The organism is Paraburkholderia dipogonis (assembly GCF_042680985.1).
Taxonomy (GTDB): Bacteria; Pseudomonadota; Gammaproteobacteria; order Burkholderiales; family Burkholderiaceae; genus Paraburkholderia; species Paraburkholderia phytofirmans.
Map to the genome: position 1 here is coordinate 98,923 of NZ_JBHUFR010000026.1, position 23,204 is coordinate 122,126.

The following is a 23,204-nucleotide window of genomic DNA, read 5'->3' on the forward strand; positions in this document are numbered from 1 at the left end:
CGCAATGAGCGCGTAATAAACGTGCAATCAATGCACGACAGCACCGCGCCGGTTGGCTCGCGCTCGCGACGATGATCCGCAAGCTGGCTCGATCCCGGCAACCCTTCAAACGCTCGAGCTTATGCCTTGCGATGCGCGTCTTTATCGAGCGCGCGTTCCGCCGCTTCGCCGACGAGGCCGTGATAGTACAGATGCACGCCGATCGCGAGCGAGTCGTTGCGGATTTCGTGGAACGCTTTCCACGCTTTCACGGGGTCTTTGAACAGCAGATAGTGCGCTTCCTGCGCGATCAGATCCGCGACTTCATGCAGGCCGTGGCCGTGCAGCACATCCACGAGCGCATCGAGGCTGCGATGCGTGCGCGCGTCGGTACGCGGGTAAAGCATATGCAACACCGCTACGTCTTGCGTCTTCAGCGCTGCCGAGAGCGCGACGACAATGTCCTGGTGATTCAGCGCGGTGACGATGTTCTCGTCGGTGTGGACGTGATCCGGAAACAGCGTTTCGAGCGAGGCGTTCATGGGGTCCTTCCTGTTCTTCTGGCTGATTAAAAAAGCCCGCCGCAGGACGGCGGGCCAAACACAGCGATGTGTTCGCAGGGGAAGCAAAACACGAATGCAGTATCGCAGATGCACCCTGGCGTTCGCAGCCCGCCTGCCGCAACACATTGTTGCGATAAGCGCTCAGCTTTCATTTTGCTGGCGATGCGTGCAGCGCGGCGCGCAGCCGGTATCGCCGCGACGCCGAGCCTTGCAGGAGGAAATGCGGGCAACGAATGTTGCGCGAGCCGAGATGCATTGTTGCGGTCAATCGTCGCAATGGGAGGGCCGCGGGACCTTAAAATGCCGAGCGGAGCCTGAGCATGCCAAAGCGCTTACGACGATCGAGCATGCCGGCACGTGTGCGATGTGAAAGTAAAAGGAACGTGTAGATGAACTCGAAGACACACGCAACGCTGAGCTTTTCCGACAGCGACCAGACTATCGATTTGCCGATTTATCAGGGCACGCTCGGACCGGATGTGATCGACATCCGCAAGCTATACGGCCAGACCGGCAAATTCACGTACGACCCGGGCTTCATGTCGACGGCGGCATGCAACTCCGAAATCACCTATATCGACGGCGACAAAGGCGAGCTGCTGTACCGCGGTTATCCGATCGACAATCTGGCGCAGAACGCCGACTTCCTCGAAACCTGCTACCTGCTGCTGAAGGGCGAATTGCCGAACGCGCAGCAGAAGGAAGAGTTCGTCAAGACCGTCACGCAGCACACGATGGTGCACGACCAGATGCACTTCTTCTTCCGCGGTTTCCGTCGCGATGCGCACCCGATGGCGATTCTGGTCGCCGCGGTGGGCGCGCTGTCGGCGTTCTATCACGACTCGCTCGACATCGCCAATCCGCTGCACCGCGATATCTCCGCGATCCGCATGATCGCGAAGCTGCCCACGCTGGTGGCGATGGCGTACAAATACACTGTGGGTCAGCCGTTCGTTTATCCGAAGAACGACCTGTCGTACAGCGCGAATTTCATGCGCATGATGTTCTCGAACCCGGCGGAAGAGTACAAGGTCAACGACGTGCTGGTGCGCGCGCTGGACCGCATCCTGATCCTCCATGCGGACCACGAACAGAATGCATCGACCTCGACCGTGCGTCTCGCCGGCTCGTCGGGCGCGAATCCGTTCGCGTGTATCGCGGCCGGTATCGCATGTTTGTGGGGCCCGGCGCATGGCGGCGCGAATGAAGCCGCGCTGAACATGCTGGAAGAAATCGGCTCGGTCGACAACATCCCCGAATTCATCGCGAAGGTGAAGGACAAGGATTCCGGCGTGAAGCTGATGGGCTTCGGTCACCGCGTCTACAAGAATTACGATCCGCGCGCGAAGCTGATGCGCGAGACCTGTCACGAAGTGCTGGAAGAGTTGGGCCTGCACGACGACCCGCTGTTCAAGCTCGCCATGGCGCTCGAAAAGATCGCGCTGGAAGACGAATACTTCGTGTCGCGCAAGCTGTATCCGAACGTCGACTTCTACTCGGGTATCGTGCAGCGCGCGCTCGGCATTCCGACGGCCATGTTCACGTGCATCTTCGCGATGGCGCGCACGGTCGGCTGGATTGCGCAGTGGAACGAAATGATCGCCGATCCGGAACAGAAGATCGGCCGTCCGCGTCAGCTGTTCGTCGGCGAATCGCAACGCGAAGCCACGCCGCTGGCCAAACGCTAAAGCGTCGGGCACGCATCCGCCCGACGCCCGCGCGGCGCTTTCACGAGGAGCGCCGCGCCCTTCCTCTGCACGTCCTGTGCCACTGAAAAAAAACCGAAACTCCCTTGTGATAAGTTCGTCTGATGCGGACAGACCCTCTACAATCGGAAGCGACTCAGGTAGCAACCGGATGTAGACCGAACGCAACAGCGAACCCATAGGAGTGACCCTGATGCAGCAGCCAGAAGCCCTCGGCGGCCTTTCGGGCGGAATAGATCACCGCGAACCCGAGCCGGACGGCGCATTCATCCCGACAGAAAACCTCAATGTGGCGAGCGCCACTCAGCATGTGCTGAAGTCGGGCGACACCTTCATCGTCAACGATCCGCTTGGCGATATTACCGGCCACGACGACGGCCTGTTCGTCAACGACACCCGTGTTCTCTCGCAACTGCGCCTCACTTTCGGCGGACGCGCGCCGTCGCTGTTATCAGGCAGTGTCAGCAGCGACAATACGTCGTTCACCGCGCATCTGACCAATCGTCCGTTGCCGCCGCTCGGCGGTGACAGCACGCCCGAGGGCGTGATCCACGTCGAGCGCGTGCGGGTGCTGTCGGGCACCGTGCTCAACGAAGCCATCGAACTCACCAACTACGGCACGAGCGACGCCGTGGTGCCGCTGTCCATCTCGTTCGCCAGCGACTTTCGCGACATGTTCGAAGTGCGCGGCCTGAAGCGCGCAAAGCAGGGCCGCGTCGAACCGGCGCGCGTCGAGAATCGGGAAGTGCTGCTCGGCTACGTGGGCCTCGACGATGTGGCGCGCAATGTGCAGATCGCTTTCTCGCCCGAACCGGACAAACTGTTCGCCGACCGCGCCGATTACACCGTCAAGCTGCCGGCTCAGGCGTGCGTGTCGATCTATCTGTCGGTGTCGGTGCAGGTCGTGGCGCAGACGGACAAGCCGATTGCCGGCGTCTCGCAGCCCACGCATGCATTGAGCGAAGCGCACCTGTCGCAGATCGATGCCGAGCGTCCGCGTGTCGGCCGTGCTGCCGTGCGCGCCGCGCTCGTCGACGCCCACCTCGTGATGCGCGAGCGCCGCCGCGTCACCGCGCGCGTGCGTTCCAGCAATCCGCTGTTCAATGCGTGGATCGACCGCTCGCTCGCCGACCTTGGCCTCCTGACCACGGACCTCGTGACCGGTCCGTACCCGTATGCCGGCATTCCGTGGTTCTCCACGCCGTTCGGCCGCGACGCCGTCATCACCTCGCTTCAAACGCTGTGGCTGCAGCCGCAATTGGCCGCGGGCGTATTGCGCTTTCTTGCCGAACATCAGGCGCGCGAGAATTCACCGTTTCGCGATGCCGCGCCCGGCAAGATCATGCACGAGATGCGCAAGGGCGAAATGGCCGCGACCGGCGAAGTGCCGTTCGCGCTGTACTACGGCGGCGTCGACACCACGCCGTTGTTCATCGTGCTGGCCGGCGCCTACGCGGCACGCACAGCCGACCTCGCATTGATCGACGAATTGTGGCCGGCGCTGGAGCGCGCGGCGCAGTGGGTCGCGGGCGTGTGCGACAAGAACCGTTACGGGCTGCTCGACTATCAGCGCGAATCGGACGGCGGTCTCGCGAATCAAGGCTGGAAGGACAGCCACGACTCCGTCTTTCACGCCGACGGCCGCTTCCCCGACGGGCCGATTGCGCTCGTCGAAGTGCAGGCCTATGCGAGCGCCGCGTTCGACACCATGGCGCACTTCGCGAAGCTGCGCGGCCTGCATGACGCGGCGGCGCAATACAGCGAGCGTGCGAAGAAAATCCGTCAGTGCGTCGAAGAAAAATACTGGATGGAAGAGGCCGGCTTCTACGGCATCGCGCTCGACGGACACGGCGAACTGTGCCGCGTGATGGCTTCGAACGCGGGACACTTGCTGGCCTTCGGTCTGCCTTCGCGCGAGCGTGGCGAAGCGGTGGTGCGCGCGCTCGACTCCACGCTGTTCCACACCGGCTGGGGCGTGCGCACGCTGGCCGCGAGCCAGTCGCGTTTCAACCCCATGGCGTATCACAACGGCTCGGTCTGGCCGCACGACAACGCGCTCTGCGCGCGCGGCCTGTCGCGCTACGGCGGCAAGGCGGCGGCGGTGCGTCTGTTGCAGGCGCTGTTTCAGGCGGCGGTCAACTTCGACATGCGCTTGCCTGAACTCTTCTGCGGCTTCCTACGGCGGCGCGGCGAGCCGCCCACCGCGTATCCGGTCGCCTGTCTGCCGCAGGCGTGGGCAGCGGGCTCGCCGTTCATGATGCTCGAAGCGTGTCTGGGCATCACGATCGACGCCGAGCGGCGCGAAGTGCTGATCGAGCAGCCGATGCTGCCCGAAGGCATCGACTGGCTCGAAGTGGGCGACCTGCGGGTGGGCGATGCCTCGGTGTCGATCACGTTCCGCCGCATCGGCGACAAGGTGGTGGCCTCGGCGGAGCAGGGCGACGTGCGGGTGATCGCGCTTCTTTGAACAGGTGTTGAAAGCGCGTCGAACCGTTGGGTTGGCTCGCAAACCATAGCTGTTCAAGTGACGCAGGCTAGATGATCGATATAAAGCGGTTGTAAAAGGTTCATGGCGCGCGGCTCGCAAACCAATCTGGCTTGCGACTCGCGTGCTTCGAAATCGAAGTTGCAAACGAAATTTAGCCTGCAATCACGATACCGCTCCTCTCCATCGAAGCGCCGTTGTCGCGCGATGACCCATTCCAGATGATTCATGAGCCGTGTGAGGCAAAATGTCCACATCGAGAATGTGGAGGGTGATCCGTGGGCGTCAACTTCGATTTAAACGACTTGCAGGCGTTTCGCGCGGTGGTGGAACTGGGGAGCTTCCGCAAGGCCGCCGAGGCGGTCAGCATCTCGCAGCCGGCCTTGAGCCGCCGCATCGAAAAGCTCGAGGAGGCACTCGGTGTGCGTCTTTTCGAGCGCACCACGCGCAGTGTCACGCTTACCACCGTTGGCCGTGTGTTCGCCCCGAGCGCGGAACAACTGCTCAATGATCTCGACGTCGCCCTGCTCGGCATCCGCGACGTTTCTTCCAGCCGACTGGGCCATGTGACGATCGCCTGCGTGCCTTCGGTCGCCTACTATTTTCTGCCGAACGTGATCGCGAGCTATCATCGCCGCTTCCCGCGCATCAGGGTCAAGCTGCTGGATTCGAGCGCGAATGAGGTGCTTGGCGCCGTCATCAGCGGTGAGGCGGATTTCGGCGTGAGTTTTATGGGCAGCCAGGAGTCCGAGGTCGAGTTCAAGGTCCTGCTGCAGGAGCGCTTCGTTGCCGCTTGCCGTCGTGACCATCCGCTCGCGCTCAAGAAGCGTGTTACCTGGAACGAGCTTTACGAGCACGAGTACGTCTCCCTGGACAAGACTTCCGGCAACCGCCTTCTGCTCGACCAGGCGCTCTCGACCGTCGCGCCGCGTGCGCCGAGCGTCTGCGAGACGCGCCACGTCACCACCATGCTCGGCCTGATCGAAGCGGGGCTGGGCGTCGCCGCGGTACCGTCGATGGCCATGCCCGGACGCGAACACCCCATCCTCACAAGTGTGCCGCTCGTCGAACCGGTGGTGAAGCGGCGGGTGGGCATCGTGACACGCCGCGGACGTCCGCTTACACCGGCCGCGCGGGAGTTTCACAAAGCCATTGTCGAGATGAGGCGCGGCGGCGTCGCAGACAGCGACGCATCGGACAATAACGCGTCCGCGAAAAAGCAGCCAGGCGGGAAGGCCGCATCGTGAGGGTGGCGAGATCGCTTCGTTCACTCTATGTGCAGGTCCTGCTGGGCGTGGTGCTCGGCATCGCGCTCGGTCATTTCCTGCCTGAAGTCGGTGCGCGGCTCAGACCTTTCAGCGACGCGTTCGTCGGTCTGGTGAGGATGATGATTGCGCCGATCGTTTTCTGTACTATCGTCTCGGGGATCACGTCGCTTGCGAGCGGGAAGGCGATCGCGCGCACGATCTTTCAGGCGCTGGGCCTCTTCTATTTGCTGACCGCCGTGGCGCTCGCGCTAGGCCTCGTGACCGCTTTCGCGCTCCAGCCCGGCGCGGGTATGCACATCGACGCGCAGCATCTCGACACAAGTATCCTCGCGCAATATGGGAAGCACGCGCAGCCGCGCGGCCTGGTCGCGTTTGCGCTGAACGTCATCCCCGAAACGATGCTTGGCGCCTTCGACAAAGGCGAGGTGTTGCCAGTCCTGTTGCTCTCGCTGCTCTTCGGCTTTTCGCTCAATGCCTATCCGAAGGCGGGCAGGCCGGTGCTCGCCCTCATCGACGGCATCGCCCAAACCCTCTTTCGCGTCCTCGCGATGATCATGCGACTGGCGCCGCTCGGCGCATTCGGGGCGATGGCGTTCACGGTGGGCCGCTTCGGCATCCGCTCGGTCGGCTCACTCGGCATGCTGATGGTGTCCTTCTACGTGGCGTGCCTGCTGTTCGTTGCGCTGGTGCTCGCCGCGCTCGCGCGGTTCCACGGTTTCGCGCTTTGGCGGCTGCTGCGCTATCTGCGCGAGGAGTTGCTCATCGTTCTCGCGACGTCGTCGACGGAGCCGGTGCTGCCGCGCCTGATCGTGAAGCTGGAAGCGCTCGGCTGCGACAAGGGGGTGGTGGGACTCGTGCTGCCCGCCGGCTATTCGTTCAATCTCGACGGCACCGCGATCTATTTGACACTCGCCTCGGTGTTCATAGCGCAGGCGTGCGACGTGCCGCTTACCGCGCCGCGGATCGCGCTAATGCTCGCGGTTATGCTGCTCACTTCGAAAGGGGCGGCGGGCGTGTCGGGTAGCGGACTCGTGGCGCTGGTCGCGACGCTGACGGTGATTCCCGATTTGCCCGTAGCGGGAGTGGCGCTACTGGTAGGCATCGACGGTTTCATGTCCGAGGCGCGCGCGCTGACCAGCGTGATCAGCAACGCCTGCGCAGTGATCTTCGTGTCGATGTGGGAAGGGGCTTGCGATCGTACGCGTCTCGCGCAGATGCTCGGGGCGACTGCGCCCAGCGGCGCGGACCACCCCGCGAGAAATACGCCGGGAACCTGACAGGAAGGCCGCCTGAAGCAAGCCTTCCTGTCAGGTTCGCGTCAATGAGAGGAAACGGTGTCGAGCCCGGTCGATTTCACGTCTGTCTGTACGCCGGGCGAAGCGAGATAGTCGAGGAGGGCTTTCGCTTCCTTCGGATGCTGTGCACCGACAGGAATGCCGGCGGCGAAACGCGTGACCGACTGCAGGGACTCTGGAATCTTCCCGACGAAAGTCGCCCCTTTGACGGGCAGCAACTCGCTCACCTGCTGGAAGCCGATTTCGTAATCGCCGTTCGCCACCACCGAGGCGACTGGAATGCGCGGGATCATCTTCGCCTTCGACTTGACCTGATCTTCGATGCCGAGCTTCTTGAACAACTCCCGCTCGATATAGACACCGCTTGCGCTGTCCGAGTAGGCAATCGACTTCGCATGCAGGAGGGTCTGCCGAAGCCCGTCCGCGGAGCTGATATCAGGCTTCGTCGCGCCTTCGCGTACGACCATGCCGATGCGCGAATCCGCCAGTTCGACCCGCGATCCGGGAATGACCTTGCCTTCCTTGATCAGATCGTCAAGTGCGTATCCGACCATGATGACGGCATCCGCGGGTTCGCCGCGTTCAAGCCTGTTGGGGATCGCTTCAGGCGATTTGCCCATTGACGGACCCAGCGCGGTGTCGAGCGTGTTGCCCGTCTCGGACGCAAACCTGGGACCGAGCACCTTGTACGCCGCGGTAAAACCACCCGAGCTCATGACGTGCAGGTCGGCGGCCTGCACGTTTGCCGCCACGGCCGAGGTTGCAACGAGCGTTGCCGCGCAAAATTTCAGGAACAGTTTTTTCATGGTGGTAGTCGTGTCGGATTGCGTGTGTCTGCAAACATGCAGAAGCAGAGACGAATCAGTGCGCGGGAGTCAGCGTCGCTGCGCGGCGGCGATACAGGGCGAAGGTCGCAAGAAGGGCGCACGCCGCGGCGAAGCTCATCCAATAGCCGGGTGCAGCCTTGTCGCCGGTCATGTGAATGAGTGCCGTGGAGATCGCCGGCGTGAAACCGCCGAATACCGCCGTCGCGAGGCTATAGGCGAGCGAGAAGCCCGCGACGCGTACCTGCGCTGGCATCACTTCCGTCAGCGCGACGACCATCGCGCCGTTATACATGCCGTACATGAACGAGAGCCAAAGGAGTGCGAGCAGCATGTTGACGAAGCTCGGCGCGTGGGCGAGAAACGACAGTGCCGGGTATGCGGTCAAGATGGCGAGCAGCGTCATGGCGACGAGCAGCGGCCGGCGGCCGATCCTGTCGGAGAGGGCTCCGCCGATCGGCAGCCACACGAAGTTCGATACGGCGACACACAGCGTCACGAGCAAACTGTCGGCGGTGCTCAGGTGCAGGACCGTCTTGCCGAAAGTCGTCGCGTAGACCGTGATGAGATAGAAGCTCGCGGTGGTCATCGCCACCAGCATCATGCCTGCAATCACGACGGCCCAGTTCTCGACCAGCGTGCGCAAGACCTCCTTCATGCTCGGGCGATGCTGGCGCGCCTTGAATTCCTCGGTCTCCTGCAGATTACGACGCAGCATGAAGATGAACGGCACGATCATGCAGCCGACGAAGAACGGTACGCGCCATCCCCACGCCGCGATGGTGGCGGCGTCCAGCGACTGGTTGAGCGCGAAGCCGAGGGCCGCGGCCACGACGATCGCCACCTGCTGGCTCGCGGACTGCCAGCTCGTGAAGAAGCCTTTGCGGCCGGGCGTGGCCATCTCGGCCAGATACACCGAGACGCCGCCCAGCTCCGCACCCGCGGAAAAGCCCTGCAAGAGCCGCCCGAGCAGCACCAGCGCCGGCGCCGCAAGGCCAATGGTGGCGTAGCCCGGCACGAACGCAATCAGGATGGTGCCGGTCGCCATGATGGAGAGCGTCACGATCAGGCCCTTGCGGCGGCCCACGTCGTCGATGTAAGCGCCGAGCACGATCGCGCCCAGCGGGCGCATCAGAAAACCGGCGCCGAAGACCGCGAAGGTCATCATCAGCGAGGCAAATTCGCTCGCGGCCGGAAAGAAGACGTTGGCGATCTGGGTCGCATAGAAGCCGAACAGAAAGAAGTCGAACTGCTCCAGAAAGTTTCCGGCCGTTACGCGGAAAACCGCCGCGGCCTTTGAACGTGCCGGCGAGAGGGTAGAGGGCGAGGGGGGCATCGATGTGTCTCCTGAAATCCCGGACGTTGCGGTGGTCCGCTTTCTGTCCTTTCAGGAATATTGGCCCTTGGGCGGTAAAACGATAAGTGCAATCTTCTGAACGATTGATGCGCTCTGGTTATCAATCGGCACGGCGTTGGGCGCTACGGCGCGTTAGCCGTTCACCGGCGCGGGGTGGTGAGCATCAAGGGCAGCGCTCAGGCTGACGAGTCTGAAAGTATTGCCGTGCCAACGTAATCCAGTATTGAACACCCGCTGGAATGATCTCGTCGTTGAAGTCGTACTTCGGGTTGTGCAAACCCGGTGCGGCCGTGCCGGCTTGGGCATTGCCGATCAGCACATACGTGCCGGGCCGCTCTTCCAGCATGAAGCCGAAGTCTTCCGATGTCATGTTGGCCGGCACGTCGGCGTGCGTACGTTCATCGCCGAAAGTCTCGCGAATCACGGCTTCGCATAGTTGGGTCTCGGCGCGCGTGTTGATGGTCGCCGGATAGTACTGGAAGAACGTGACATCGACCTGAGCGCCGTGAGCGGCCGCCAGCCCTTCGCACATCATCTGGATATCACGCTGCAATTTCTGCTGCAGTTCTGACGAAAGCGCGCGTATCGTTCCGCGCAACTCAGCGCTGTCCGGAATGACGTTGTCGGTGTCGCCTGCGTGGATCATGCAGACGGAGATCACGGCGGGATCGACAGGGTCCTTGTGTCGCGCTGCGATGGTCTGGCAGTGCAGCACCATCGAACAGGCCAGCGGGATAGGATCGAGGCCAAGATGCGGCTGCGCGGCGTGGGCGCCCTTGCCTGTGACCGTAATCTTGAAGCGCGAACCGGCCGCCATGATCGGGCCGACCCGCAAGCCGAAATGCCCGCCTGGCAATCCAGGCCAGTTGTGCATGCCGAACACCGCCTCGGTGGGATAGTGTTCGAACAGACCCTCGTCGATCATCTTTCGCGCGCCCGCGCCGCCTTCTTCTCCAGGCTGAAACACGAAATGAACGCTGCCGGGTAATTGCGGCATGCCCTTCAGAATGCGCGCGGCGCCGAGCAGCATCACCGTGTGGCCGTCGTGGCCGCATGCGTGCATGATCCCGTGCGTGCACGACGCGTGCGTGAATTTGTTGGCTTCGTGGATGGGCAGCGCATCCATGTCCGCACGCAGCACGATGCCCCAATCCGGATTCTTGCCCGGCAAGCTTGCCACGACGCCCGTTCCGCCCAGTCCGCGCGATACCGTATAACCGAGTTGCTCGAGCTCACGCGTGACGACGTCGGCCGTCCGGTGTTCTTCGAAGCGCAACTCAGGATGGGCATGAAGGTCGCGGCGCAACTTTGCCCAATGCGGCTGATGCGCGGTTAGCGATGTCTCGGGAATGTCGGCGGTTTCCAATCTCAGCACCTTTTCGAAAGCTGACAGCTTCAGGTTGTCGACGTCACTGCGTGACGTCTTGCGATCGCTTAATTGTAGTACCCGAGGATCGACTTCACCTCCATGTACTCTTCCATGCCTTCGATCCCGTACTCGCGGCCGTTGCCGGATTGCTTGTAGCCACCGAACGGGGCCTGCGGGTCCCACGCCGGGTAATTCAGATGGACCTGGCCTGACTCGATGCGTGCAGCGACCTGGCGCATCAGCGTTTTGTCCGTGCCCTGGACATGCGCGCCAAGGCCGTACACGGTGTCGTTCGCGATGGTGATGGCTTCTTCCACAGTGTCATACGCGAGGATCGCTAGGACGGGCCCGAAGATCTCCTGCTGGGCAATGGGCATGTCCGTGCGTACATCCGAGAAGATTGTCGGGCGCGCGTAGAAGCCTTGGCTCAAACCGACGGGTCTGCCTGCACCGCCCACGATCAGCTTCGTGCCGTCGTCCACGCCCGCTTCGATCATCTGCTGCACCCGGCTGAACTGCGCGCGATTCGCCAGCGGACCGTGGGTCGTCGCCTCGGCGAACGGATCGCCGACAATCATCTGTTGGGTCGCCGCCACGGCGAGTTCGTCCACCTGGGCCATCACACTGCGCGGGACGATCAGCCGCGTAGGCGCGCTGCATGACTGCCCCATGTTGCGAAACGCGGCCGCTACGCCGAGCGTGACCGCACGCGGCAGATCGGCATCAGGCAACACGATGTTGGGTGACTTGCCGCCGAGTTCCTGGGCAACGCGCTTGACCGTCGGCGCGGCCGCCTGGGCGACCAGCACGCCCGCTCGCGTCGAACCGGTGATCGACACCATATCGACCAGCGGATGGGAGGACAGAGCGGTCCCCACTTCCGGGCCCGTGCCGCTCACGAGGTTGAACACGCCCGCCGGAATGCCCGCATCGGCGATGACCTCGGCAAACAGCAGGGCGCTCAACGGCGACAACTCGCTGGGCTTGAGAACGACGGTGCAGCCGGCAGCCAATGCCGGCCCGACTTTCGCGGTGATCTGATAGATCGGCCAGTTCCACGGCGTGATGAGCGCGCACACGCCGATCGGTTCGCGGGCGATGGCGGTGGTGCCGCGCTGGGCGACGAACGGGTACGTGGCGAGGTTGTCGCGTGCGACGCGGATATGTTCGGCCGCGAGCGGCACATGGGCACTGCGCGCGTAGCTGATTGGCGCGCCCATTTCCATCGACAGGGCAAGCGCGAACAGTTCCGCTCGTTCGAGGAAGAGGGCGTGAACGCGGTCGAGTAGCACGGCGCGCTCTTTGGGCGAAGTCATCGACCAGCTCACGAATGCTTTGCGCGCGGCCTGCACGGCGCGGTCGACGTCGCTGGCGTTCCCCAACGGGATGTCGCAGAGCGTCTCTTCGGTGGAAGGGCAGACCACGGCGGTGCGTTCCGTACCGACAGGCGCGATCCATTCGCCGTCGATAAAGAAGCGGTCCAGATGGCCAGCCTGCGTCAAATGAAGAACCGGTGATTTCATTGCAGCTTATCCTTGCGTCGATACCGTGCGCTCGCGGCAGGCGAAAGCGCGCAAATAGAAGTCGAAATCGTCAGAAGTCAGCGACCTTGCCCCACATCGATTTGTCGAACCGCTCGGGACGATAAGGCTCGGGGTCGACGATCGGCGTCGCGCCGGTGACCATATCCGCCACGAGATGACCGCATCCCGGCCCGATGCCGAAGCCGTGGCCGCTCAGGCCCGCAGCCAGTACGAAGCCAGGCAGCGACTGCGTTTCGCCGATTGCGGGGATGCCGTCAGGCGTCATGTCGATATAGCCGGCCCATGAGGCGGCCACGCGTCCTTCGCCGATTACCGGACACAGATCGATGGCACGCCTGCGAATCTCCGTGAGCGTGGCTTCATCGACGCTTGGGTCCAGCACGCGCATCTTTTCCATCGGCGTAGGCTGATCGAGCCGCCAGCGGGTCATGCCTTCATGGCCCGAGCGCACGCCTTCCAGACCGCCCGCACTGAGGCTTTGCCAGCGGCGCGCGAACATCGGCAGAAAGTCTTTGGCATAGCGAAATTTTTGCAACGTGGGGTCGAACTTCCCCAATCCGCTGATAGCGAGCGAATAGGCGTCGTCGCCACGTCGCGTGATGGTGATGTTTTTCGTGTGCAGCGCGTCCGGCAAAGTGCCGCGTGGCAGCGACACGGACATGAGCGACGAGCGAATGGTCGCCTGGGGCAGGCGGATGCCGAGTTGCCGGCAAAACGTCGAGGCCCATGCGCCGCCCGACAGGACCGCGGTCTTCGTGCGGATCACGCCGTGCTCGGTCACAACGCCGCTGACCCTGCCGCCCTCGGTTTCGATTCCGCGTGCCGCGCAGTTCTGATGAACCGTGCCGCCCAGTTTGATGATGCTGCGTGCCACGGCCGGAGCGGCGTTGGCCGGGTCGGCCGTGCCGTCGGTCGGCGCGAACACGCCGCCTTTCCAGTTGCGCCCGGTTGCGGCAGCCCGCTCGTTGGCCTGTTTGCTGCCGAGCACTTCGGTTTTGACGCCCGCCGTGCGGGCGAATTCGCACCAGCGCGTCCATCCGCCGAGTTCGTCGTCGTCATTGCTCAGATACAGCAGGCCGCTGCGGCGAAAGCCGGCGGATTCGCCGGATTCGTCTTCGAACTGCTGCCACAGTCGCAGGCTTTCGGTCGCAATCGGCAATTCGCGCGCATCGCGGTTCTGTTGCCGGCACCAGCCCCAGTTCCGGCTGGACTGCTCGCCGCCTACCACGCCTTTTTCGATCAGCGCGACTTTGACGCCGCGCTTCGCGAGAAACCACGCTGTGAATACGCCGACAATGCCCGCGCCTATCACGACGACGTCGGCGCTCTCGGGTAGCGCCGGGGTGGAATCAATGCGGGTCAACGGTACGCGCATCTGTGAAAGCTCCTTCGTGAGTCGCGTGTCGGGTGATCGTCTGTCGGCAAGTTTACCTGTCGCAACGCCTAGAACATCGCCTGGCTAACGAGCCCGTACAACCGGTAGACCGGATCGGGGGCGCCTTGATGCGCGACGGCGGGTGCGTTGCGGACCATCTTCACTATGCTATCGACGCACTTCAGTCCTTGTGCAACCAGCCATTCGGCCAGACTCGAGCCCGAGGGCACGTCGATTCGAATGAATTGACCTTCGCGGCCGTTCAGCCAATAGCCGATCAAGGCTTTTGCGCGAAGATCGTCGGGTGAGCGCATCGCGACCATCGGACCGATCACCAAGCCTCTGCCGAAGCGTCGAAGGTTCGAGAAGCCAATGATCTCGCCGTCACGTTCGAGCACCACGTTTTTGCCCATTTCCAGCAATGCCGACAGCATCGGTTTTCGTTCAAGGCCCGAAGCGCGCGTCGCGAGTTCGATGAGCGCGGGGAAATCGGCGGGAGTCGCGGCACGCAGCCGTTCACCGTCGGGCAGCGTGACAGGCCGAGTTTCGCCGACGTTGCCCTGAAACTGTTGGAGCGTATCGCACACGTTGAAGCCGAGCTTTTCGTAGAGCGGACGACCTGCCGGCGTGGCGTGCAGGAACGTAATGCGCGGTCCCAATTCTTCGAGCAACAGCTCCATCAGCTTGCGGCCGATGCCGCGCCCCTGATGTTCCGGCGACACGATCACGAGACCGAGCGAGCCGCGCTCCGTGCCGTATTTCCAGCACAACGCCGTGCCAACCACCACGCCGTTTTCTTCGGCGGTAAATCCCGTTCCCTGCTCGGCGGCGAACTGCCAGTCCTCTGGCCGGTGCGGCCAGCTACATGCCAGCGACAGAGCATGAGCCGTCGGAATATCCGCCGCGGTGAAGTTTCGATAGTGAAGCGCTTGCGATGAAGGCGTAACGTTCACGGCACCAGTATTGTTCATTGAATCTCCTTGCCAATCCTGCGCTTCAGATCTCGGACTTCAGCGAGCCAAGATCAATCACAAACCGATATTTAACGTCGCTTCTGAGCATCCGGTCGAAGGCTTCGTTGACCTGTTGAATATCGATCATTTCTATTTCGCAAGTGATGCCATGCTTGCCGCAAAAATCGAGCATTTCCTGCGTTTCTGCAATCCCGCCGATAAACGAGCCCGCCACAGTTTTGCGTTTGGACATCATCGGCGAAGAGTTCAGCGCCGGTTCGACGGGACCGAAATATCCCACCAGCACCAGCGTGCCGCCGGAATCGAGCGTGGCGACGTAAGGGTTGAGGTCGTGTTGATACGGAATGGTGTCGATGATCAGATCAAAGCGGCTCTTTGCCGCCGCCATCTGTTCGACATCGCCCGATAGCACGACATCACGGGCGCCCAGCGCGCGGGCATCTGTTTCTTTACCCGCCGATCGCGTGATCAGCGTCACGTCCGCGCCCATGGCGCTGGCCAGCTTGATGGCCATATGACCGAGCCCGCCGAGTCCGATGACGGCAACCCGCGACCCTTCACCGACATTCCAGTGGCGCAAAGGCGAATACGTGGTGATGCCGGCACACAGCAACGGTGCCGCGCCCTTGAGATCAAGGTTATCCGGCATTCTGAGGACGAACTTTTCCGACACGATGATCTGGTCGGAATAGCCGCCTTGCGTGCGGGACTGATCGTGGCGGTCGGTATTGTTGTAGGTCGAGGTCGCGCCGCTTTCGCAATACTGCTCGAAGCCATTCCGGCATGTCTTGCAATGCTGGCAGGAATCGACCATGCAACCCACGCCTACATGGTCTCCTACCTTGAAGCGCGTCGCTTCGGCGCCGAGCTCCTTGACCCTGCCGACGATCTCATGGCCCGGCACGATAGGATATTTGGCGTTGCCCCAATTGTTGCGCGTGGTATGCAGATCCGAATGACAAACACCGCAATACAGCACCTCGATCACGACATCATCGCTTCTGAGGCTGCGGCGCTCGAAGTCGAACAGACTCAATGGCGTCGTCGCCGATGTGGCAGCGTATCCTCGTGCAGCCCGTACCATCTGTCTGTCCTCGATTAATCCGTCTTGAGCCTGCTGGTGTCGAGAAGCTTGCGGTCGGCTCGAAGAGCCCACGGATCAGCAAGATTTCACGGGCGCTACACGGCCCGATAGAGTCTTATGTTACGTGAGCGAGGTCACACTACGACGTTCGAAAAAAATTTGAAAAGAGTACGAAAACCGCGTTTGGCGTGCCTCGCGCAGCATTTTATGTGGCGCGCTCATCGGCGCGACTCGCTGGAGCGGCGAATGACCAGCCGTGGCAGCCCGCGCCGTTGCTTGCTCAACCTGGTACAACAGCGTTTCTGCCGCCGCGTTTAGCCGCATACAGCGCGGCATCCGCCTTATTTGTCAGCTCGGCAAGCGATCGAGGATATGCACGTCGGCCAGTGGCGCAGCCGATGCTTACCGTAAACCGCGCCAACGATTCGGAAACATCGATTGGCCCGGTTTCGACCTCATGGCGTATCGCTTCAGCGACCTGCATCGCTCCAGTTTCATCGGTGTCGGGCAACACGACGACGAATTCCTCGCCGCCGTACCGCGCGGTAAGGTCGCCACGGCGACACGCATGCCGTCTGATACACGTAGCTAGATGTTTTAATGCGAGGTCGCCTTGTGCGTGGCCGTAACTATCGTTGTATTGCTTGAAATGATCGGCATCGATGAAAAGCACCGACAGGCAGCTCTCGTTGCGACGAAGCCTCTCCCACTCGTTTTCCAGAAACTCATCAAGGGCGCGGCGGTTTCTGACACCGGTCAGCGGGTCTGTCTGGGTAAGTTCGGTCAGCAGGACCTGTGTCTTCACATGCTCGCGGAGCGCAAACGCAAGCAGCCATACGACTACGCAAAACGCAATGCCTATGGTTGCAGTGGAGACGCCGACCATCCAGGCCATGCGTCTGGAGCCGGCCAATATATCGATTTCCGCGGGTGCGACGACGGCGATGAGGGGCGTGCCGGGAATACGCTGAAAGGTATATAAACGAACTGTTCCGTCGATAGACGATCGCGCGGCATAGAAACCGGAATCGTGGTTCACCATACGCGAGAAAAAAGTCGCCGATTTGATCGTCTGAGCCGTGCTGAGAGGGGGATTTCTTGCTATCACCGTACCGTCGGTACGGACGATCGCGGTTACTCCGTGAGGGCCCACATCGAGCTTTGAAAGAAGCTGACGGAAGTAGGCAAGATCGATCGCCACCATGACGACACCGCCGAATGAGCCATCGGGCTGGTTGATCCGTCTGGACAACGCAATGGCTTCCACTCCGCTTCTTGAACGTGCACGGTAAGGTGATGACAGATAAAGCCCCACGTTTGCCGACTCGCGGTGAACCACGAAATAGTCCCGGTCACTAAAATTCCAGTGATGGGAAGTCCCGCAGCAGCCATCGATTAACCAACCTTTACCGTCTGTGACGCCCGCACCGGTCAAATACCTGGCTGAGGTGCTGTTAAAGAATATTTGATGCCGTACTGCGGAGTCCATGCTTTGCACAGCTGGATTCTGCCAGGCTGCGATCAAGGTCAGAAGGGCGTTGTCGGACGTTTCAAAGGTCCGCTCGATGTTGCTGACGAGGACGGAGGTAACGTTTCCAGATGTGTCGTGTGCATGGTCCAGTGCCTGGTTCCTTGCGGCCTGAAGCGTGGCGAGGCTGATCGCTGTCACCGCGAGTGCCATCAAAGTGCCCAGAACGCCGACGATCAAGGAATGTCGGCCTGCCCATACAGCGAGCTTTCCGTTGGAAATGGAAACAGACACGGTAAGGTTCTTATGAATGTGCCCGGTTCAACCGTCGCGACATCAGGGCCTTTTCGACGAAGGCATCGGGGATAGTCTGGCGATTGCGGTGAGCCGTTCGAAGCTGGAAAAAATTGCCACTAGCTGCGATAACGGCATCGCCGGAAATAAATGTAGGGCGTTTGCCCGACCGATTGCGGGCCGGTCGAACGCCTCGAACGTTTACTTCGTATCGATCTTCGCGAGGGCCGAGCGCAAAGCGAGGAGATAGCTCTGCAATCCGAATCCACTAATCTGTCCTTTGACGATTCCCGCGAAAACCGAATGATGCCATGTGTTCAATCGAGGGGAACGGTAAGCTGGTCGATGAGGGACCGCGTCCCGGGCCGGATGCCACGCCACCATGCGAATGCTTCTGCCGCCTGTTCCACCAGCATGCCGACACCGTCCGCGATGCCCAGCACGCCCGCATTGCGCGCGAGGCGCAGGAAGGGAGTCAGTCCCTTGCCGTAGGCCAGTTCGTAGGCCGCTCCTTTCGGGTTGAACACATTCGGGGGAACCGGCGGTAACTCACCGGTGAGGCTGGCCGACGTGGCGTTCACCACCAGGTCGAAGCCGCTCATCGCTGCAAGGTCTTTGTAGCCGCAGGCGATAAGTGAGGCGCGCGCTCCGGCTTGCGCCACCAGCGCCTCGGCTTTGGCCACGTCGCGGTTTGCAATGACCAGTTCAACGGGCCGCGCCGCGAGGAAGGGAAGCAACGCCCCGCGCATCGCGCCACCGGCGCCAAGAACCAGCACGCGCTTGCCGGTCATCGGCAGGTCGAGATTGACTTCGATATCGCGCACCAGTCCCACGCCGTCGAAGTTTTCCGCCACGATCCGGCCGTCTTCGAACTTCAGCGCGTTGGCCGCTCCGGCCAGTTGCGCTCGCTCACTGCGCTCATCGGCCATCGCGAACGCCTTCAGCTTGAAGGGCGCCGTGACGTTCATTCCTTTGCCGCCCGCGGCCCTGAAAGCGTTGACGGTTTCGGCAAACGCCTCCTGCGGGCTCAATGGACCTTCGATGGCCGTATAGGACATGTCCTGCTGCGTCTCTTGCGCAAAGAGACCGTGAATCAATGGGGATTTCGTGTGGCCGATCGGGTTGCCGATCACCGCGTACTGGTCAGTCATCTTGGCCTCGCGTTTGAATACAGCACGCCGTCGGTCTGCATGGCGTCGATTTCGGCAGCGCCGAAGCCCAGTGACCGCGCGACCTCCGCGTTGTGCTGGCCAAGGTCGGGCGCGACCTCGCGGATCGTCGTATCGCAGTCGGAGAAGCGAAACGGCAGGTTCGGCAGACGCAGCGTGCCGTAGCGCGGATGCTGCTGCTCGACCACCATGCCCCGCGCGACGATCTGCGGATCGGCGAGCACTTCGTCGATGCGCTGTACCTTCGCGCAAGGCACGTCGATGCCATCGAGCAGTTCCAGCACCTGGGCCACCGGCCGGCTGGCAACCCAGGGCTGGACCACGGACAGAATCTCCAACCGGTTGGCATTGCGTCCCGCGCCGTCATGGAAACGCGTGTCGGCTCCGAAGCCGGACGGTCCGCCATGGGCCTCCACAAGGCCGGCAAAGCGTTTCCACGCGTCGTCCACCTGCGCCGCGATGACGAGGTCGCCATCGGCGGCACGGAACACGCCATAGAGCGTCGAAGTGGGCATGTCGTGACCAGTCTGTTCTGGAACGACGCCTTGTAGCGTGTAGCACTGCACCGCGTATTCGTGCATCGACACCAGCGTGTCGTAGAGCGCCATGTCGATGTGCTGCCCCCGGCCGCTCTTCACGCGACCCAGCAGCGCCGCGTTGATGGCCGCTACGGCGTGGATGCCCGTGTACATATCGCCGAGCGAGATGCGCATCAGCGGCGGCGGCTCGCCGGGCGTGCCGATCATCTGCATGATGCCGCTCTTCGCTTCGGCAATCAGGCCGAAGCCGGCGCGATGCGCATCCGGTCCCGTATGGCCATAGGCCGAGATCGAGCAGTACACCAGTTGCGGATTTCGCGCGGACAGCTCCGCATAGCCCAGCCCGAGCTTGTCCAGAGCGCCCGGCCGGTAGTTCTCGACGAATACGTCCGCCGAATCGCACAGGCGCTGCATGAAGTCCTTGCCGCGCGGGTCCTTCATGTTGACGCTGACGCCACGCTTGCCCATGTTGAGTTGCAGGAAGTAGCCGCTTTGTTCGTCATCGAGCACGGTGGCATGCTGGCGCCCCGCGTCGCCGTTGCCGGGGCGCTCCACCTTGATGACTTCGGCGCCGAGCGCTGCGAGACACCGTCCCACGTACGGGCCTGCCAGAAAGTGGCTGTAGTCGACGACGCGAATACCTTCTAGAGGACGGGCTTGCATCAGAACGCTCCTGGTCGGCGCGGCACCATCAGGCGATGCTCACCGTGCTGGACGACCTGGCCGTCCTCATTGATCAACTCGGACGGCAACACAACGATGCCCCAGCCGGGTCGGCTCTTGCTCGCCCGCATCGCGCCCACGCGGAATTTCACGTGCAGCACGTCGTTGACCTTGATGGGCAGATTGAAGTCCCAGGTCCAGCCGAGCGACATCCCCGGAAGGAAGCGGTAGTCGCTTTGAGTCTTGAGCCCATCGGCGATGGACAGTCCAAACAGGCCGTGTGCCACGATCGAGCCGAAGTGGCTCGCGTTCGCGTATTCCTCGTCCACATGCACTGGCGTGTGATCGCCAGTGAGATCGGCGTAGGCCAGAATGCGTTCTTTAGTCACCGTGTAGGTCGGGCTCACGCACTTGTCGCCTTCGCTGGCGTCGTCCCAATATTTATCGATGATGGTCATGTCACACCTGCGCGCGTGGGTCGATCTCAAGTGCCCGCGCGACGCACGAGGCCGGCTTCGCCTGGATCAGTTCGACGGCGAGGCCGTCCGGCAGGCGCAACCAGTTGCGCCCCTGTGGCATTTCGCTGACGCCGTACCGTTGTGCGGCGGCCAGCGCGGCCTCCATGTCTTCACACATCACGCCGAGGTGGCCGAGCCGGCCCTCAGGCGCGTCATAGTCCGGGTTATGGATGAATTGCAAACCGCCAAGCGTCCAGTACTGCCGGGGTTCCTCGCGCGTGCCGTCGACCTCGCGCATCGTCATGCCGAGCACGTCTTCGAAAAAGCGGATGTGCCAGTGAATGTCCTTCACCCAGATGGCGACATGTTCCAGATAGGCCTTGCTGCCGTTCATGCGGTTGTCTCCTTGGTCCCATGCAACTCGTTGCTGTGTTGTCGGTCGGTCATGGCGCGCTCGATGCCCTTGATGCAGGCCACCAGCGTCGCGTTGACCGGGGTCGGCACACCGTGCCGTTGTCCCCAGCGCACGACCGCGCCGTTGATAAAGTCGATTTCGGTGATGGAGCCTTTTTCGAGGCTTTGCAGCATCGAGGTCTTGAAGGCAGGGGACAGTCCTTCGCCGGCGAGGGCCCACGCTCGTTCGGGGTCCGTGGTGGACAGCGTCACACCAGCGGCCCGGGCGACGGCCATCGCTTCGGCGACTGCTGCGAGCGCGGTCGCCTTCAGAAGCGGCTCGTCGTAGAGCTGGCCGTAGGTCAAACCCGTGGTGCCCGTCAGCGCGCCGGTCGCCACATTGACGAGGAGCTTGTCCCACATCGTGCCGACGATGTTGTCGCTGACCGTGGTGGCCAGTCCGGCGGCAGTGAAGGTTTCGGCAATCGCGATAGCGCGGGAAGTGACTTCACCATCGAGTTCGCCAATGTAAGTGGCCTTGCCGGCGACGCCCGACTCGATGTGTCCCGGGCTGCGCATTACCCCGCCGACGTATGTCTTGCCGGCCAGCACCCGCTCCCGGCCCACGATGTCGGCGAGAACGTCCTCGTGTCCAAGGCCGTTCTGCAGCGAAAGGACCCGCGTTTCGGGTCCGATCAGCTCCATTGCGCCGCGCATCGCGGCTTCGGTGTGGAACGACTTGACCAGCACGACGACCAGATCCACGGCGCCAGCCTCCGCGGCCCGCGTGGTGGCCCGGACGCTTAGCTGGCGGGAACCATTGGGATCGTCCACCCGCAGACCATCGCGTCGCATGGCCGCCACGTGCGCCACCGACCGGTTCAGCAGCCAGACCTCGTTGCCGCCTTCGGTGAGTGCCGCGCCAATCGCACAGCCCAGTGCGCCTGCGCCCAGAATCGCAATCTTCACTGCCGTCTCCTTAATGTGGAGACGAAGATACGATCCGGCGTTCATATCGGCAATGCAATGGATACAATGACGTCATTGCGCGAGACAATACAGACATGGATTCGACTGAACTCCCCGATCTGAAGCTATTGCAGCTGTTCGATCTGCTCTACGACGTGCGCAGCGTCACCCGCGTGGCCGAGCAGCTTGGACAGAGCCAGCCAACCATCAGCATCTGGTTAGGTCGATTGCGGGAGCATCTGCAGGACCCGTTATTCATCCGCACGCCGGGCGGCATGGCGCCGACGCCGCAAGCCGATGCGCTCATCGGGCCATGCCGGGAGATCCTCGAATCGCTCCGGCGCTTCGTGGCGTGGGAGATCGCCTTCGATCCGGCCACCGCAAAACGGCGGTTTCGTATCTGCATGACCGACGCCAGTCACATCACGTTGCTTCCGCGGATGCTGGCGCATGTTCGCGCGCAGGCACCGGGCGTGCGTCTTGAAGCCGCCAGAATCGACGGCAATACGGAACGCGCGCTGGAATCGGGTGAAGCCGACCTCGCGATCGGTCACGTGCCCTGGCTGGGCGGCGGGATTTATCAGCAGCAGCTATACACGCAGGATTGGGTGTGCCTGACGAATCGCCATCACCCGCGGCTGCGCGCGAGGTTGAGGCTGAAGCAATACAGCGCGGAGGGGCATGTCGCGATTACGGCGGGGACGGGCGCGCAGCTGTTGGAACAAGGGCTGGCGCGCGCCCACGTCGAACGCGATGTCGTGCTGGAGCTACCGGGTTTTCTCGGACTCGGAGCAATTATCAGGAGCACCGACCTGATCGCCACGTTGCCGCGACACATCGGCGAGACGCTGGCGAAGGTCAATGATCTGGCGGTCCATCCGTGCCCGGTTCCCGTGGACGGTTTTGCCGTTCGGCAGCATTGGCACGCGAGGTATCACCACGAAGCGGGCAATCGCTGGCTCCGCGCCGTGATGGTGCAATTGTTTGGAGCCTCGGGTTGATCAGGCACCTACCTCGAAGGGTCTCGAATCGATCTATTACCGATGCGCCGGCTCGTGAACGGAGGTCCGCTTTACTGAAGATCGCACGTTCCGTTAGCTGCAAGCACGGACAACTTCGGTGGGAGCATGTCGTCCAACTGCTTGCACGTTCCTTCCAGCCGCCTTTGCAGTTCGATGATCGCGGGCAGTTGAAAGTCATGCACATCGGGGACGGCGCTGCCTCGACGTCGACAGACCTGAATCGCCACGTCCAGCGCGCGCGAGCGCGTGTCGATCAGCAGTGCAAGCGCTTCGTCAAGCAGGCGTCTCTGCGACGCTGACAGGCGGAAGTCTTTCACGCCATCCTGCGGCGTTGCTTTGGGTGCGTTTGTGTCCATGGGAAACGGTTCCTGATCCCCTCGGGAGTCTGAGATTCCTGCGCCGCGTC

At 62.4% G+C, this 23,204-nt stretch carries 20 protein-coding genes; 5 read left to right on the forward strand and 15 right to left on the reverse strand.

Annotated elements, in window-relative coordinates:
• Positions 1–119: 119 nt before the first annotated feature.
• Positions 120–521, reverse strand: coding sequence for a hypothetical protein (locus ACFSNN_RS30280; RefSeq protein WP_012427389.1), 402 nt, complete (start codon positions 519–521; stop codon positions 120–122).
• A 410-nt stretch (positions 522–931) separates the two neighbouring features.
• Between ACFSNN_RS30280 and gltA the strand changes: the two genes are divergently transcribed.
• The 4 genes from gltA (at position 932) to dctA (ending at position 7,278) form a co-directional block, all read left to right on the forward strand.
• Entirely contained in the window at positions 932–2,230 is a 1,299-nt protein-coding gene (gene gltA, locus ACFSNN_RS30285; RefSeq protein ID WP_134464125.1) for a citrate synthase, read from the forward strand.
• 211 nt (positions 2,231–2,441) lie between these two features.
• The gene (locus ACFSNN_RS30290; RefSeq protein WP_134464127.1) at positions 2,442–4,715 is read left to right on the forward strand and encodes an amylo-alpha-1,6-glucosidase; all 2,274 of its coding nucleotides are present in this window, start codon (positions 2,442–2,444) and stop codon (positions 4,713–4,715) included.
• 296 nt (positions 4,716–5,011) lie between these two features.
• A complete protein-coding gene (locus ACFSNN_RS30295; RefSeq protein ID WP_134464129.1) occupies positions 5,012–5,980 on the forward strand; it encodes a LysR family transcriptional regulator in 969 nt (322 codons plus the stop codon).
• Entirely contained in the window at positions 5,977–7,278 is a 1,302-nt protein-coding gene (gene dctA / locus ACFSNN_RS30300) for a C4-dicarboxylate transporter DctA (RefSeq protein ID WP_134464131.1), read from the forward strand. Before ACFSNN_RS30295 ends, dctA begins: the two co-directional genes overlap by 4 nt.
• Before the next feature lie 41 nt (positions 7,279–7,319).
• On the opposite strand, the gene ACFSNN_RS30305 is transcribed toward dctA, so the two are convergent.
• The 13 genes from ACFSNN_RS30305 to ACFSNN_RS30365 form a co-directional block, all read right to left on the reverse strand.
• Positions 7,320–8,102 carry a substrate-binding domain-containing protein gene (locus ACFSNN_RS30305; protein ID WP_134464133.1) on the reverse strand — a complete coding sequence of 261 codons (783 nt, stop codon included), beginning with the start codon at positions 8,100–8,102 and terminating at the stop codon, positions 7,320–7,322.
• Positions 8,103–8,157: 55 nt separating this feature from the next.
• Positions 8,158–9,456, reverse strand: coding sequence for an MFS transporter (tcuC, locus tag ACFSNN_RS30310; RefSeq protein ID WP_134464135.1), 1,299 nt, complete (start codon positions 9,454–9,456; stop codon positions 8,158–8,160).
• A 184-nt stretch (positions 9,457–9,640) separates the two neighbouring features.
• Positions 9,641–10,843: a M20 aminoacylase family protein gene (locus ACFSNN_RS30315; protein WP_134464137.1), complete on the reverse strand. Its 1,203-nt coding sequence runs from the start codon at positions 10,841–10,843 to the stop codon at positions 9,641–9,643.
• A 68-nt stretch (positions 10,844–10,911) separates the two neighbouring features.
• Entirely contained in the window at positions 10,912–12,369 is a 1,458-nt protein-coding gene (locus ACFSNN_RS30320) for an aldehyde dehydrogenase family protein (RefSeq protein WP_134464139.1), read from the reverse strand.
• Between the two features lie 70 nt (positions 12,370–12,439).
• Positions 12,440–13,765, reverse strand: a complete 1,326-nt coding sequence (locus tag ACFSNN_RS30325) for an NAD(P)/FAD-dependent oxidoreductase (RefSeq protein ID WP_134464141.1) — start codon at positions 13,763–13,765, stop codon at positions 12,440–12,442.
• Between the two features lie 68 nt (positions 13,766–13,833).
• The gene (locus ACFSNN_RS30330; RefSeq protein ID WP_134464143.1) at positions 13,834–14,736 is read right to left on the reverse strand and encodes a GNAT family N-acetyltransferase; all 903 of its coding nucleotides are present in this window, start codon (positions 14,734–14,736) and stop codon (positions 13,834–13,836) included.
• A gap of 25 nt (positions 14,737–14,761) precedes the next feature.
• Positions 14,762–15,823 carry an NAD(P)-dependent alcohol dehydrogenase gene (locus ACFSNN_RS30335; RefSeq protein ID WP_134464145.1) on the reverse strand — a complete coding sequence of 354 codons (1,062 nt, stop codon included), beginning with the start codon at positions 15,821–15,823 and terminating at the stop codon, positions 14,762–14,764.
• Positions 15,824–16,103: 280 nt separating this feature from the next.
• The gene (locus ACFSNN_RS30340; RefSeq protein WP_134464147.1) at positions 16,104–17,585 is read right to left on the reverse strand and encodes a sensor domain-containing diguanylate cyclase; all 1,482 of its coding nucleotides are present in this window, start codon (positions 17,583–17,585) and stop codon (positions 16,104–16,106) included.
• A 317-nt stretch (positions 17,586–17,902) separates the two neighbouring features.
• Positions 17,903–18,736, reverse strand: coding sequence for a shikimate dehydrogenase (aroE, locus tag ACFSNN_RS30345; RefSeq protein WP_134464149.1), 834 nt, complete (start codon positions 18,734–18,736; stop codon positions 17,903–17,905).
• On the reverse strand, positions 18,733–19,956 hold the full coding sequence (locus ACFSNN_RS30350) for a CaiB/BaiF CoA transferase family protein (protein ID WP_134464151.1): 1,224 nt from the start codon (positions 19,954–19,956) through the stop codon (positions 18,733–18,735). The genes aroE and ACFSNN_RS30350 overlap by 4 nt, the downstream gene beginning before the upstream one ends.
• The gene (locus tag ACFSNN_RS30355) at positions 19,956–20,414 is read right to left on the reverse strand and encodes a MaoC family dehydratase (RefSeq protein WP_134464153.1); all 459 of its coding nucleotides are present in this window, start codon (positions 20,412–20,414) and stop codon (positions 19,956–19,958) included. Before ACFSNN_RS30355 ends, ACFSNN_RS30350 begins: the two co-directional genes overlap by 1 nt.
• Before the next feature lies 1 nt (position 20,415).
• Positions 20,416–20,808, reverse strand: a complete 393-nt coding sequence (locus tag ACFSNN_RS30360) for a VOC family protein (protein ID WP_134464155.1) — start codon at positions 20,806–20,808, stop codon at positions 20,416–20,418.
• Positions 20,805–21,776 carry a ketopantoate reductase family protein gene (locus ACFSNN_RS30365; RefSeq protein WP_134464157.1) on the reverse strand — a complete coding sequence of 324 codons (972 nt, stop codon included), beginning with the start codon at positions 21,774–21,776 and terminating at the stop codon, positions 20,805–20,807. Before ACFSNN_RS30365 ends, ACFSNN_RS30360 begins: the two co-directional genes overlap by 4 nt.
• Before the next feature lie 95 nt (positions 21,777–21,871).
• On the opposite strand from ACFSNN_RS30365, the gene ACFSNN_RS30370 reads away from it, so the two are divergent.
• Positions 21,872–22,777, forward strand: coding sequence for a LysR family transcriptional regulator (locus ACFSNN_RS30370; RefSeq protein ID WP_134464159.1), 906 nt, complete (start codon positions 21,872–21,874; stop codon positions 22,775–22,777).
• A gap of 71 nt (positions 22,778–22,848) precedes the next feature.
• On the opposite strand, the gene ACFSNN_RS30375 is transcribed toward ACFSNN_RS30370, so the two are convergent.
• Positions 22,849–23,154, reverse strand: coding sequence for a hypothetical protein (locus ACFSNN_RS30375; protein WP_208949583.1), 306 nt, complete (start codon positions 23,152–23,154; stop codon positions 22,849–22,851).
• Between the last annotated feature and the right edge of the window lie 50 nt (positions 23,155–23,204).

Excerpts from the sequence above, each read along its gene's own strand:
- ACFSNN_RS30280 (WP_012427389.1), bottom strand. The coding sequence starts at position 521 with ATGAACGCCTCGCTCGAAACGCTGTTTCCGGATCACGTCCACACCGAC.
- ACFSNN_RS30305 (WP_134464133.1), bottom strand. The coding sequence starts at position 8,102 with ATGAAAAAACTGTTCCTGAAATTTTGCGCGGCAACGCTCGTTGCAACC.
- ACFSNN_RS30290 (WP_134464127.1), top strand. The coding sequence starts at position 2,442 with ATGCAGCAGCCAGAAGCCCTCGGCGGCCTTTCGGGCGGAATAGATCAC.
- ACFSNN_RS30320 (WP_134464139.1), bottom strand. The coding sequence starts at position 12,369 with ATGAAATCACCGGTTCTTCATTTGACGCAGGCTGGCCATCTGGACCGC.
- gltA (WP_134464125.1), top strand. The coding sequence starts at position 932 with ATGAACTCGAAGACACACGCAACGCTGAGCTTTTCCGACAGCGACCAG.
- ACFSNN_RS30350 (WP_134464151.1), bottom strand. The coding sequence starts at position 19,956 with ATGCAAGCCCGTCCTCTAGAAGGTATTCGCGTCGTCGACTACAGCCAC.
- ACFSNN_RS30370 (WP_134464159.1), top strand. The coding sequence starts at position 21,872 with ATGGATTCGACTGAACTCCCCGATCTGAAGCTATTGCAGCTGTTCGAT.
- ACFSNN_RS30375 (WP_208949583.1), bottom strand. The coding sequence starts at position 23,154 with ATGGACACAAACGCACCCAAAGCAACGCCGCAGGATGGCGTGAAAGAC.
- ACFSNN_RS30335 (WP_134464145.1), bottom strand. The coding sequence starts at position 15,823 with ATGGTACGGGCTGCACGAGGATACGCTGCCACATCGGCGACGACGCCA.
- ACFSNN_RS30360 (WP_134464155.1), bottom strand. The coding sequence starts at position 20,808 with ATGAACGGCAGCAAGGCCTATCTGGAACATGTCGCCATCTGGGTGAAG.
- tcuC (WP_134464135.1), bottom strand. The coding sequence starts at position 9,456 with ATGCCCCCCTCGCCCTCTACCCTCTCGCCGGCACGTTCAAAGGCCGCG.
- ACFSNN_RS30355 (WP_134464153.1), bottom strand. The coding sequence starts at position 20,414 with ATGACCATCATCGATAAATATTGGGACGACGCCAGCGAAGGCGACAAG.
- ACFSNN_RS30325 (WP_134464141.1), bottom strand. The coding sequence starts at position 13,765 with ATGCGCGTACCGTTGACCCGCATTGATTCCACCCCGGCGCTACCCGAG.
- ACFSNN_RS30330 (WP_134464143.1), bottom strand. The coding sequence starts at position 14,736 with ATGAACAATACTGGTGCCGTGAACGTTACGCCTTCATCGCAAGCGCTT.
- aroE (WP_134464149.1), bottom strand. The coding sequence starts at position 18,736 with ATGACTGACCAGTACGCGGTGATCGGCAACCCGATCGGCCACACGAAA.